Below are 12,253 nucleotides of genomic sequence, written 5' to 3'. Positions count from 1 at the left end.
CGAAGCGCTGACCGCATAACATTCAACCAGGATCACGCGGCATCACGCTCCGTACACCACCCCCGTGGGCATGACCGCGAGACCCCGCGCATGCGAGGACGACGCACTCCCCACACTCATGATCCTGCACCGCTGGGGAAGATCCCCACGCGTGCGGGGACGACACATGGCCAGCCGCGGCGCCGCCCCCGGACACGGGAAGATCCCCGCGCGTGCGGAGACGACCCACACGTGGTTGCTGGCCGGGTGCATGACCTCGGAAGATCCCCGCGCGTGCGAGGACGACGGCACCGGATCGGCGGCCGGCGAGCACGTCCCGGGAAGATCCCCGCGCGTGCGGGGACGACGGGGCAGGGGGTGGGCACCCAGGGGGTGGCAGGGAAGATCTCCGCTCGTGCGGGGACGACACTTACTGAGCTGGGGTTTTACCGGCGTGGGCGGGCGAACAGTATCAGTTCGTCGTAGTCGATTGGGTAGCCGCGGTCGCGGCCGGCGGTGCGTACGGCCCAGCCTTGTTCGTTGTCCGCGGGTTCGATCATGACGGCTTGGCCGTCTCCGGCGCGCCGGGCGAGCACGGACCGGACGCGGTCACGGACCCGGGCGCTGGGGTTCCCGACGAAGACCCCGGCCGCGATCTCGATCATCCATCGGGTGAGGTGGCCACGTAGGCCCTCGGCGACGGCGATGAGGACGACGACGGTCACCAGGGCGGTGTTTCGGTGTCGGTATTAGGAGTGGGCATCGTACCGATGGTGTAGCCAGCTACACCACGGATTTGGGAGCGCGCTCCCTCGCGACGGGAGGCCAGCGATGGCATCGTCGATACTGAACGATTCAGCCTCTTCGGAAGGAAACATTCATGAGGTCTCCGCAGTCGTTCCTCACGTCGTTCTTCTCATTCCTCTGGTCATGTGTGCTCTGGTTGGTGTTCGCTGCCAGCCTGACCGGCACCGTGGCCGGCGCCAGGCTCCTCCACGTCGACGGCACACAGAAGCAGCTAGTCAGCTATGGATCGATAGCCGTCTCGCTTGTGGCGGGCTCATTCCTCGCGAAGAGAGAACCGTTGAAATCGATTCTTGCGTCGAGGAAGGTGCAGTGGTTCCTCTTCTTGTTCAACGGCGTTGTCGCCGTGGCCGCCTACTTCTACGTTGGCGGCGCAAAGGGGATCGGGGCCGCCGTTGGCATGGGTCTCGTCTCGCTCGGGGCGGGCTTCGGCCTCCTGAAGCGTCCCCACGACGCGCCGTCCGTACGGGCCATGCACACGCAGGGACAACATCCTACAATCTAAGGGCCCACCCCAGAGTGACGCGAGCCCTGAATATCGCCGGGTTCGTCAAACAGCATAATCCCCCGGAGCGGAAGACGTGCTCGATGACGACGCCCGCCACCGGGGGCTGTTGCACGTGACTGTGGGTCCACGACGGCGGACGGCGCGATCAAATGATACGTCGCCACCTTCGTCAAACCATTCCCGGAGTTCGCCGGGTTCCTGTTCCAATTTCTGGCGGCGCTGTGGCTGCCGTTGGCCGCTACTAATTGTTCAGGTATGTCAGCACCGCCAGTACCCTGCGATGCCCGCTATCGCTCGGTGGTAGCCCAAGCTTTCCGAACACGTTGCCAATGTGCTTGCTGACAGAACGTTCTGTGACGACCAGGGTATCGGCGATGGTCGCGTTGTCGTGGCCCTCGGCCATCAACTTAAGGACTTCCCGTTCGCGGGGGGTTAGTGAATCGAGAGGCGAACGCCGGCGGGTGAGGAGCTCGGTCACCACCTCGGGGTCGAGTGCTGTGCCGCCCGCCGCGACCCGGTTCAACGCGTCCAGGAACTCTTCCACGCGACCGACCCGGTCCTTGAGTAGATAGCCGACCCCACTCGCGCCGCCGGCCAGTAGCTCACCGGCATAGGCCTCCTCGACGTACTGCGAGAGTATGAGCACCGGCAGTCCAGGGATCTCCTTGCGCGCCGCGAGCGCTGCGCGCAGCCCTTCGTCGCGGAAGCTGGGCGGCATCCGCACGTCGAGCACGGCGACGTCTGGTTGGTGGGCGAGCAGCGCGGGCAGCACCTCGGGCCCGGTGCCCACGGCAGCCACGATGTCGTGGCCGGCAGAGGTGAGCAGCAGGAGGAGACCTTCGCGCAGCAGCGCGTTGTCCTCGGCGATCACCACACGCACAGCTGCTCCGTTTCCGTCCTCGTCACCATGCGCAGGGTAGTTCAGCTTGAATCATGGTGGGGCCGCCCTCGGGGCTGGTCACGGTGACGGTGCCATCCAGCGCGGCGACGCGGCGGCGGATGCCGAGTAGCCCGGACCCATTTGCCTGCGTCCCAGCGCTGGCAGCCCAGGAGATGGCTTCGGCCCCGCCTCGGCCCTCGTCGCGCACGAGCACTCTCAGCCCGGTGAGCGTTCGGTCGAGTCGGATCTCGGCTTGATCGGATCCGCTGTGCTTCGCCGCGTTCGTCAACGCCTCGGCCACGACGAAGTACGTGGCCGCCTCGACCGCCGCGGGGGCCCGCGGTCCGTCCTCCAGGCCTTCGACGGTTACAGTGACGTCGAGGCCGCTGCTTGCGGCGAGCGCCCGTACCGCTCCGGGCAGACCGCGGTCGGTGAGAATCGGCGGGTGGATGCCGCGCACGACGTGCCGCAGCTCGCTCAGCGCATCTTCGGCTTGGTCCTGCGCATCGTCGAGAAACTTGCGGGCTGTCTGCGGGTCACGATCGTAGGTACGTTTCGCCAGGCCGATCCGCATGGACAGCGATACCAGCCGTGCCTGGGTGCCATCGTGCAGGTCCCGCTCGATGCGGCGTAGTTCGGCGCCGTGCGTGGCGACCGCGCCCGCCCGTGTCTCGGTCAGCTCCTCGACTCGCTCGGCCAGCCGCGCCTTCGGAGAGGGCTTGAGTAGAGAGGTGGACCACGCGGCGTCGAGGTCCGCGAGGCGGCTGATCAGTGGCAGCACGACCGGATCATGATCCAGGAGTCCGCACCGCACGCCGTCGACGAGCAGGCCCAGCGGCCACAGCGGCAGCGCCACGTATAGAAGGGAGCCGTAGCCGTAGTAGGCGAGCATCCAGCGCAGGTCGGTGTGCGTGCCCGGGTCCCGGGTCGCCGTGCGCAGCCGCTGGCGCAGCGGCCCCGTGAGCGGCACATACGCCTCGGGGATCTCCCGGCCTGTCCACGCAGCGACCTGGCGCCGTTTGGCCCCGGCTATCCGGCGCACCAGCAGCACCGTCTCCGGCAGCAGCCCGGCACCCACCACTGTGGCCGTAGCGGTGACCGCGCACAGCAACACCGTGATGAACAAGTACGACCCGAAGGCCAGTCCGGCAGCTCTCGCCAGCTGGAGCGTGGCCCGCCCCGCCTGCCGCACCGTCTTCCGCATGCCAATCAGGGTAGGCGAACCACTACCCAACCCACCGGTCGCAGAGCCCCCGCTATGGTGGTGTAGCCCACTACTCCACCGATTTGGGAGACTGCTTCCTCGCGGCGGCTGGTCGGCAGCGGCGTCGTTAGCCCCACACGTTCACCGCTACCCCTCCATAAGGTGCGCATACGCCGCAAATTCTCGCGTCTATGCAGGCGCACTCTGGTTCCTGTTCAGCCTCGTCGCCACCATGGCCGCCGCCTTCGACCTCGACGGCACACAGCAGCCTATGACCGCAGGTGGCATGGACATCACGTCGCGCGAACCCGGCGCCAGACTTCTCCGTAATTGCGGGCACTCAACCCGACAGAAGCTTCCTTCTTCTCCTGATCCACCAATACCTAGAAAATCTTACCAATCTCCTCCCGAGCCCCCCACCCCGTAAACACTAAAACCGCGTACTGCTGGCCGACGACCAGACGCTCCTGCAAGCTATCTTCCGGATCCCGATCGACTCGTGCGACGACATGGCGGCAGTCGCTGAGGCCGCCGACGGAGATAAATCCGTCGCGGCGGTCCGTGAACACCACCCGGGCGCGCCGCCACTCCACCAACGGATACGTCAGCCCCAACGGGCGCGAAACCTGCTTCTACGAGAAGCATCAAGCCGCATAGCCGATTAAAGCCCTACCTGTGAACGAAACTGGGACAGCTTCAGATATCCGGATCAACGAACGGGTGCACGGTCCCGCCGGTAACCGCCGCTACGAGTACATGCCCACCTTCATCCTGCGCGGGCTGACTAACCTCCACCTGGAGTTCACTCTCGCCGGGGACGTCACCCGATGAAGGCCGCCATCGACGACGACCGCTGCTGCGGGCACGCGACCTGCGTCGCCCTGTGTCCCGAGGTGTTCGCCCTCACCGACGACGGCTACGCCGAAGTACAGATCCCCGAGATCCCCGCCCAGTTCGAGAAGGTAGTCCGCGACGCGGTCGCGAACTGCCCCGAACATGCCGTCACCGCCTATTGATTCAGCTCAGCGGAGGCGGCTACAGGGGGAAGGCGAGATAGAGCAGAGCGCCCATGGGCGATCTTGGCACCGTTGCGGTGCACCAGTTGGCCGACGGACGCGAGCCGCACACTGTGAGCGCCGAGGCGGTACCCGGTTCCATCGATCACCAGGAGATCGGACTGCTGGTTCGAACTCCTGCCGGCCCGCGAGCACCGTCCTCCCCACGCCCGTGGGGGTGATCCGGTGGACCCCACGATCCCCGAGGGGGTCAGCCCGTCCTCCACAGTGATCACCCTCCAAGGTTGGAGGATGCGCCGTTTACTTCGACGATGCCTGCACCGCCATTAGTTTTTACTCGGCACCGACAGGCGCCTGGCAGGCACCAGAACGACTGGTAATAGCGTCTTACAAGTCGCTGTCGGCAGTCACGAACGGAAATCAGCATCGGTTCAGCCCCGACCAGAAGGACATGGGCGGGGTCGAACCGCCGACCTTCCGCTTTTCAGTTCGAAGTCCGGGCAGACCCTTGGAGATCAGGTGGTGTCTGCGGGGTGGCTCGAACCGCTCGGGCCGAAGCGCTCGGTGCGGATTCGTTCGGGCTCGTGGCCGATCTCGACCAGCGCGTCCGCGACGGCCTCGACGAAGCCGGTCGGGCCGCAGACGTAGCAGGTCGGCGTGAAGTCGGGCGGCCAGCCGGCCTCGGCCAGGTCGGCGGGGCGCAGCCGGCGCGGCGGCGACGTCCAGTGATCCGGGACGACCCGGGTGTAGCAGCGGGTGACGTCCAGCCCGGGGTCGGCGCGCGCGGCCTCGCGCAGCTCGTCCGCGTAGTAGAGGTCGGCCGGGGAGCGCACCGAGCAGATCAGGCGGAACGGCACCCGGCTGGCGGCGGACCGCCGGGCGCGCACCATCGCCATCAGCGGGACGATGCCCGACCCGCCGGCGACCAGCAGCACCGGCTCGGGGTCGGCGGGACGCCAGACGAACCAGCCGCCGATCGGCCCGCGGATCTCCACCGGGTCGCCGACCGAGAAGATCTCCGTCAGATACGGGGAGACCTCACCGCCCGGCACCCGCTGGACCGTCAGCTCGACCCGGTCACCCGCCGCCGGTGCCGCGAGCGAGTAGCTGCGGCGGGCGCTGTAGCCGTCGGCGGCGGTGAGGCGGACATCCACCCGCTGGCCCGACAGATGCCCGGGCCAGCCGGGGACGTCGAGGACGAGGGTGCGCGCGGTCGGCGTCTCGTCGCGGACCTCGGCGAGGCGGGCGACGCGCCACGCGAGACGTTCCCTCAGTCGCCCTGGTAGCGCTGCTCCAGCCACGGATCACCCCGGTCGTGATAGCCGCCGGCCTCCCAGAACCCCTGCTCGTCCCGCTCGAGGAGGCGGATGCCGCGCACCCATTTGGCCGACTTCCAGAAGTACAGGTGCGGGACGAGCAGCCGGGCCGGGCCCCCGTGTTCGGGCTCCAGGGCGGCCCCGTCGTAGCGGTGCACCACCCAGGCCTGGCCGTCGAGAAGGTCGGTGAGGGGCAGGTTGGTGGTGTAGCCGCCGTAGGAGTGCACCAGCGCGTACTCGGCTGTGGTGTCGACGTCACCGAGCAGGACGTCGAGGCTGACCCCCTCCCAGCGGGTGCCGAGCTTCGACCACTGGGTCACACAGTGGATGTCCACCGTCGGCGACTCGCAGGGCAGCGCGCGGAAGGCCGGCCAGTCCCAGCGGTGCTCGACGCCGGCCTCGGTCGTGATCGTGAACTCCCAGGTCTCCAGCGGGACCCGCGGGGTGGGGCCGGCGGAGAGGACCGGGAAGTCCTCGGTGAGGTACTGCCCCGGGGGCAGGTCGGAGCCGGCGGATCGAGGTCTGCCCTGGAAGCCCGGCGACACGATGCCCACTGGAGACTCTTACCACGAATCGCGTCTACCGAGAATCGCGTCGACGAGCTTCCGTCACCGAGATCAGTCGCCCACCACCCGGGCCAGCCGCCCGTCTCCGAGGTCGGCCCCGCCACCGGGCGCGGCGGGAATCCGGCCGGCGCCGCGGGCGAGGTCGAGGGCGATGTCGACAAGCCCGATCCGGTCGAGCGCCGGCACGTCGGCCAGGGGGATCCAGGCGGCCAGGTCGGTGGAGCCGCCGATCTCGTGGCGCAGCGTGCCGCCGACGACCCGCGCCGAGTACAGCACCCGCAGGCCGTGGAAGTCGGTGCCGTCCCGCTGCAGGTAATGGATCGAGTCGATGCCGAGCAGGCCGGTGAGCTCCACGTCGTGCCCGGTCTCCTCGCGGACCTCGCGGATGGCGCCCTGCTCGGGGTGCTCGCCGTGGTCCAGGCCACCGCCCGGCAGCGTCCACTGGGCCCCCGCCGGGTCACCGGGGCTGAAACGCGCGAGCAGGAGGTGGTCGTCCCGGACGCAGACCGCGTACGCGCCCACGCGGAGGAAACGGGGGGCGGCGGCGCCACCGGTGTCGCCGGGGCTCTGCACGTTTCCTCCTTCATGCCGAGCCACGGCCCGCCCACGGCTGACCGGTCGGCGCTGGCCGCTGGGCGCGGGGGGCTGCGGCGTGGGCGTGGATGGGGGCGTCGCATATGGGGGCAAAACGTCGCCCGGGGTCGGGGGGTCCCCGGGCGACAGGAGGATCTTTCCACCGCTGACCGCGCATGGGCAATGACGGACAGGCGTGGTCCCATCACATTGGGACATTGGTCCTGGGTCGAAGGTCCCAGGGTGGCCCGTCACACGTCTCTTACTTACTCGCCAGACAGACTCTTTCACAACGGCCGGTCGCCAGAAGGCCGACTGTCGGGATGCTGATGCCGGTGCCGCCGGCCGGGCCGCGGGTCAGTGCTCGAGCCGGCCGCAGCGCGGTGCCGGCCGGAGCACGTCGAAGCGGCTCGCGTCGGGAGCCACCTGAAGGAAGGTGTAGCACCGGCCGAGCTGACCGAAGGAGGCCGTGAAGTCGATGGGCGCCGGCAGCAGCCCGTCGGCGGCGTAGTCGCGGACGGCGCGCAGCCCCTCGATGAAGCGCTCCCGGGTCGGGCACCGGCCGGCCTCGGCCAGCCCGCGCAGGAACATGTCGGTCGAGATCCAGCCGGAGAGCGCGGCCTGCCTGTTCGGCGGCTGCAGGTACGGGGCGTACCGCGTCATCGCGTCGAGGAAGGTGCGGTGGCCCGGCGTGTCGAGTTCGAACGGCTGGTAGTCGACGAAGATGTAGACGCCGCTCAGCACCCGACCGAAGACGTCCAGCAGGCTCTGGTCGTACCCGGACGGCGAGAGGATCACCCGCAGGTTGGCCCCGGCCCCCCGGGCGCCCAGCACGACCTGGCCGAACGCGGCCCCCGTGACCGCCCCGACGAGCGTGTCGGCGCCGCTGTCACGCACCTGCGCGCCGACGTCGGCGAAGTCGATCGGCCCGGTCGCGTCGAGGGTGCCGACGACCCGCACCCCGGCCGCCTCCAGGCTGGCGGCCAGCTCCTCGCCGAAGGCGCCCGAGGCGGCCGAGAAGCTCGACGCGGCGATCAGCGCCGTCGTCCCCCCGCGCTCGGCGACGAAGTCACCCCAGGTCGACACCGAGGCACCGTCCGCGATCATGTTCGAGTAGCTGAACATGTTGTCGAAGGTGGTCCAGGACGCCTCCAGCGACGTTCCGGTGACCGGGATGCCGCGGCTGTGCAGGAACTCCGCCGAGCCGGCCGCGGCCGTGGTGGACTCGACGATCCCGAACACCTGGTGCTGGTCGACGAGCATGCGGGCCGCGGTCTCGTTGACGCTGGGCTGCGACTGGTCGTCGCGCCACGAGTACTCGATGCTCCGCCCCTGGACCCCACCGGCCGCGTTCGCCACCCCGAGCCGGGCGTCGACCCCGGCCCGGAACGGGTCGAACAGCGACGCCGCGTTGCCGGTGTTCGGGAACAGCAGGCCGAGCCGGACCTCGTCCGCCGTGACCCCCGGCGCGGGCGGGCACGAGGCACCCGAACCGTGCGAGTCCGTGGCATCGGACGAGTCGTTCCAGGACACGCACGAGACACACCCGGCGGCCACGAGCAGCGCCGCGAGCACGATCGGCAGGGTTCGGAGGCGAGTCCGCAGGCGCGTGAACAGGTGCGTCCGTTGACGGCTCGCCAGGTGAGGCCGGCGCCGTGTGCGCCGGCGGCGGACGGCGGCGGACGATCCGCCTGCCGCCTCCGTAACCGGTGAGATGCGCACAGCACCACAGTGACCCAGGACGGTCACCGCACCACAGCTATCCGTTGTTTCTGTGAAATTCGACCGTTGGGTCAGCCGGGACGCAACTTTTTGGCAAGTAGCTCGGCGAGGTGATAGGCGGTCCGGCCACCGAGCTGGGCGGCCTGCGTGCGGCACGAGAAGCCGTCCGCGAGCAGCACCGTGTCCTCCCCCGCCGCGCGCAGGGCGGGCAGCAGCGCCCGCTCGGCGACGGCGACCGAGATGTCGTGGTGCCCACGCCGCATCCCGAAGTCACCGGCCAGGCCGCAGCACCCCGCCAGGGTCTCGACCTCCGCGCCGGCGGCCCGCAGCAGCGCGCTGTCGGTCTCGAAGCCCATGACCGCGTGCTGGTGGCAGTGCGGCTGCGCGAGCACCCGCACGCCGTCCAGCCGCGGAAGCCGCCGCCCGCCCGCGGGGTTCCTTCCACCGGCCGGGTTTCCGCCGCCGGCGGGGCTCCTGGCCGGGCGCCGTTCGGGGCCGCCATCCTGGGTCAGCAGCTCGGCGAGCGTCCGCACGCCCGCCGCGAGCGCCTCGGCCCGCCGGTCTCCGGGGAACAGCTCGACGAGGTCGTCCCGCAGAACGGCCGTACACGACGGCTCCAGCCCCACGATCGGGATCCCGCTGAGCGCGTAGGGGGCGAGCTGGTCGAGGGTCCGGCGCAGGCGGCGCCGCGCCCCGTCCAGTTGACCGGTGGTGATCCAGGTGAGGCCGCAGCAGGCGGGCCGTCCGCCCGGGATCAGTACCCGGTGGCCGGCGGCGGTGAGGACCTCGACCGCCGCCCGCGCGGCGCCGGGCGCGAACACGTCGGTGAAGGTGTCGACCCACAGCAGCACCGGTGGGTCCGTCCGGTCGCCGGTGGCGGCCGGCGCGTTCCGGTTGGTCCGCCGCCACCAGCGGTGGAACGGCTCCGCGGCGAACTCCGGCGCGGCGCGGCGGGCGTCCAGACCGCCGAGCCGGAACAGTGGACGGCGGATCGCGCCGGTGCGCAGCGCCGCGTTGACCACCCGGGGCGCGCGCCCGGCGAGACGCGTCCACCGGGGCAGCCAGCCGAGGGCGTAGTGCGCCGCCGGTCGCGGGCGACGGCGGTAGGCCCGGTGCAGCACCTCGGACTTGTACCGGGCGACGTCGACACCGGCCGGGCAGTCCCGGGCGCAGGCACGGCACGACAGGCAGAGGTCGAGCGACTCGCGCACCGCCGGATCGCGCCACTCCCGCCGCGCGGGCGCGGGGATGGCCGGCGCACCACCCGGGCCGGCGGAGCCATCCGGGCCGGCGAGGCCGCCCGGGCCGGCGGGGCCACCGGCGGCAAGCTCCTGCAGGACCCGCGCGCGGCCCCGGGTCGAGTCCTTCTCGTCCCGGGTGGCCAGGAAGGACGGGCACATGAAGCCCCCGGACGTGGACGTGTCCGCCCGGCACTTCGCCAGACCGACGCAGCGGTGCACGGCCTGAGTGAGGTCCCCCGCGTCCGCGGTGAGCGCGAAGCTCCCTTCCACCCGCGGCAGCGGACGGGCCCGCGGGCGGCGCAGGTCGGCGTCGAGCGGCCGTGGGCGCACGACGACCCCGGGGTTCATCAGGTCGTCCGGGTCGAAGATGTGTTTGAAGGCGGCGAAGGCCGCCAGAGCGTCCGGCGAGTACATGATCGGAAGCAGCTCGCCGCGGGCCCGCCCGTCCCCGTGCTCGCCGGTCAGCGAGCCGCCGTGCGCGACGACCAGGTGCGCCGCCTCGGTGAGGAAGGTCCGCAGCCGGCCGGGGTGCTCGGCGAGCGGGAAGTCGATCCGCACGTGCACGCAACCGTCACCGAAGTGACCGTAGGCGACGCCGTCCAGCTGGTGGGCCCGCATCAGCTTGCCGAACTCACGCAGGTAGGAGCCCAGGTTGGCGGGCGGGACGGCGGCGTCCTCCCAGCCCGGCCAGGCCGGGGCCCCGTCCGGGGTGCGCCCCGCCAGGCCCGCCCCGTCCTCCCGCAGGCGCCAGAGCGCCGCGGCCACAGGCCCGGCCGGCAGCACCATGGACGCCCCCGCTCCCGCGTCGGCCACGACCGCCGCCGCCGCGGTCGCGGCGTCCGACCCGGTCGACCCGCCGACCTCGACGAACAGCCAGCCGCCGCCGTCGGGCAGCGTGGGCACGGCGCCGCTCCCCCGGTGGCGGCGCACCCCGTCGACGAGGCGGGCGTCCATGCCCTCGACGGCGAGCGGGCGGTGGCCGAGCAGGCCGGGGACGGCGTCGGCGGCGGTCGCCATGTCCGGGTATCCGAGCACCGCGAGCGCGGTCGCGGCCGGTACCTCGACGAGCCGGACCGTCGCGCCGAGCACGACGGCGCAGGTGCCCTCGGTACCGACGAGAGCGCGCCCGAGATGGGCACCGCGCTCGGGCAGCAGATGTTCCAGCGAGTAGCCCGAGATCTGCCGGTCGAACCGCCCCAGCTCCGTCCGGATCACTCCGAGGTTCGCGTGGACGAAGGTGTCGAGCCCCGGCACCACCGGCCCGGCAGGCGATCCGTTGCCGGACGGTGGCGTGCCTGTCGCCGCGGCGGTGGCGGCGAAACGGCGGCCCGTGCCGTCCACGACGTCGAGGGCGACGACGTTGTCGGCGGTCCGCCCGTAGGCCACCGCGCGCGCCCCGCAGGCGTTGTTCCCGATCATGCCGCCGAGGGTGGCGCGACCGTGGGTGGACGGGTCGGGGCCGAACCGCAGCCGGTGCGGGCGCGCGGCGGCCTGCAGGTCGTCCAGCACCAGACCGGGGGCGACCTTGGCAGTTCTGGAATCCGGGTCGATGTCCGGAGTTCCGGTGAGATGCCGGCTGAGGTCCATGACGACCCCGGGGCCGACCGCGTTGCCGGCGATGGACGTCCCCGCGCCGCGCACCGTCAGCGCGGTGCCCGTCTCCCGGCAGACCGCGGCGACAGCGAGGACCTCGTCGACGTCGCGCGGCAGGACGACGACCTCGGGGGTGACCCGGTAGTTGGAGGCGTCCGAGGAGTACTCGGCGCGCCGCCGCGCCGAATGATCGACCACCGGTGCCGTGCCACCCGCGGTGCGGACCACGGCGGATCCGGTGGCCGCGCGCAGCCGCGCGACCAGCTCCCGGGCCTCAGCCTCGCCCCGTGCCGCTGCGCTCCCGCTCCCGGCCGGCCGGGAGCGGCCCAGGCCCCGGCCCCGGTTCCGGCCCCGGGCGGGCTGGGCGCGGGTCGTCCGCTCCGCCCGGGAGCCCCCGGGCAGATCACCGTCGCGCATCGCGCCTCCCGTCCGCACCGAACCACACCGAGGGCCGGCCCGACACCGAGACGGCCCGTTATCGGGGCGGCCCGGCCCTCGGTAGCTCTATCCCCTGTACGCCCAGGTCGTCCCCGCCCCCGGTCGAGTCCTTCGAGTGGTGCCGCGGGCGAGGGAACGTGTCCGGGTGTTGTCGTCTCGCTGGCGAGCCGAGATCTGTCGTAGGTCTGGGAGACGATCCCGACGTACCACCGGATCATGCCGGCCCAACCAGGCGATCCTCGAGTGTGGCGATCATCGAATGTCTACGGGAGGTGCACATGTCGTCCAAAGCTCCGCCCCCGACCGGCCCGGCGGCCGGCCCTGGCGCCGCCGGAGCTGGCGCCGCCGGAGCTGGCGCCGCCGGAGCTGGCGCCGCCGGAGCTGGCGCCGCCGGAGCTGGCGCCGCCGGAGCT

10 protein-coding genes and 2 pseudogenes are annotated in these 12,253 nt (G+C 71.3%); 4 read left to right on the top strand and 8 right to left on the bottom strand.

Annotated elements, in window-relative coordinates; translation table 11 throughout:
• Nucleotides 1-425 precede the first annotated feature (425 nt).
• Complete coding sequence (gene cas2e / locus MXD62_RS21090) at nucleotides 426-704, bottom strand: type I-E CRISPR-associated endoribonuclease Cas2e (protein WP_248831223.1); 279 nt, start codon at nucleotides 702-704, stop codon at nucleotides 426-428.
• A gap of 155 nt (nucleotides 705-859) precedes the next feature.
• Here cas2e and MXD62_RS21085 point away from each other — a divergent pair, with 155 nt between their 5' ends.
• Nucleotides 860-1,288, top strand: a complete 429-nt coding sequence (locus MXD62_RS21085) for a hypothetical protein (RefSeq protein WP_248831222.1) — start codon at nucleotides 860-862, stop codon at nucleotides 1,286-1,288.
• A gap of 244 nt (nucleotides 1,289-1,532) precedes the next feature.
• Here the strand turns inward: MXD62_RS21085 and MXD62_RS21080 are convergent, their stop codons facing one another.
• Nucleotides 1,533-2,171 carry a response regulator transcription factor gene (locus MXD62_RS21080; RefSeq protein WP_248831221.1) on the bottom strand — a complete coding sequence of 213 codons (639 nt, stop codon included), beginning with the start codon at nucleotides 2,169-2,171 and terminating at the stop codon, nucleotides 1,533-1,535.
• A 22-nt stretch (nucleotides 2,172-2,193) separates the two neighbouring features.
• Nucleotides 2,194-3,375, bottom strand: coding sequence for a sensor histidine kinase (locus tag MXD62_RS21075; protein ID WP_248831220.1), 1,182 nt, complete (start codon nucleotides 3,373-3,375; stop codon nucleotides 2,194-2,196).
• A gap of 443 nt (nucleotides 3,376-3,818) precedes the next feature.
• Here MXD62_RS21075 and MXD62_RS40785 point away from each other — a divergent pair.
• The 3 genes and pseudogenes from MXD62_RS40785 to MXD62_RS21065 all read left to right on the top strand — a co-directional run.
• Nucleotides 3,819-3,950 (top strand): annotated as a pseudogene (locus MXD62_RS40785) (DNA-binding response regulator); the annotation flags it as partial.
• 121 nt (nucleotides 3,951-4,071) lie between these two features.
• Nucleotides 4,072-4,206 (top strand): annotated as a pseudogene (locus MXD62_RS21070) (cytochrome P450); the annotation flags it as partial.
• A complete protein-coding gene (locus MXD62_RS21065; protein WP_248831219.1) occupies nucleotides 4,203-4,391 on the top strand; it encodes a ferredoxin in 189 nt (62 codons plus the stop codon). The pseudogene MXD62_RS21070 and the gene MXD62_RS21065, both read left to right, overlap by 4 nt.
• A gap of 515 nt (nucleotides 4,392-4,906) precedes the next feature.
• On the opposite strand, the gene MXD62_RS21060 is transcribed toward MXD62_RS21065, so the two are convergent.
• The 5 genes from MXD62_RS21060 to MXD62_RS21040 form a co-directional block, all read right to left on the bottom strand.
• Nucleotides 4,907-5,692, bottom strand: coding sequence for an FAD-binding oxidoreductase (locus tag MXD62_RS21060; RefSeq protein WP_248831218.1), 786 nt, complete (start codon nucleotides 5,690-5,692; stop codon nucleotides 4,907-4,909).
• Complete coding sequence (locus MXD62_RS21055; protein WP_248831217.1) at nucleotides 5,662-6,261, bottom strand: sulfite oxidase-like oxidoreductase; 600 nt, start codon at nucleotides 6,259-6,261, stop codon at nucleotides 5,662-5,664. Before MXD62_RS21055 ends, MXD62_RS21060 begins: the two co-directional genes overlap by 31 nt.
• 63 nt (nucleotides 6,262-6,324) lie before the next feature.
• Nucleotides 6,325-6,846 (bottom strand): NUDIX hydrolase, encoded by a 522-nt coding sequence (locus MXD62_RS21050; RefSeq protein ID WP_248831216.1) that lies wholly within the window; start codon nucleotides 6,844-6,846, stop codon nucleotides 6,325-6,327.
• A gap of 357 nt (nucleotides 6,847-7,203) precedes the next feature.
• Entirely contained in the window at nucleotides 7,204-8,568 is a 1,365-nt protein-coding gene (locus tag MXD62_RS21045; protein WP_248831215.1) for an ABC transporter substrate-binding protein, read from the bottom strand.
• Nucleotides 8,569-8,639: 71 nt separating this feature from the next.
• Nucleotides 8,640-11,819, bottom strand: coding sequence for an FAD-binding and (Fe-S)-binding domain-containing protein (locus MXD62_RS21040; protein ID WP_248831214.1), 3,180 nt, complete (start codon nucleotides 11,817-11,819; stop codon nucleotides 8,640-8,642).
• Nucleotides 11,820-12,253 lie beyond the last annotated feature (434 nt).

The sequence above is a fragment of the Frankia sp. Mgl5 genome, from assembly GCF_023242985.1.
Classification (GTDB): Bacteria; Actinomycetota; Actinomycetes; order Frankiales; family Frankiaceae; genus Parafrankia; species Parafrankia soli.
This window is presented reverse-complemented; position numbering and strand designations above follow the sequence as displayed.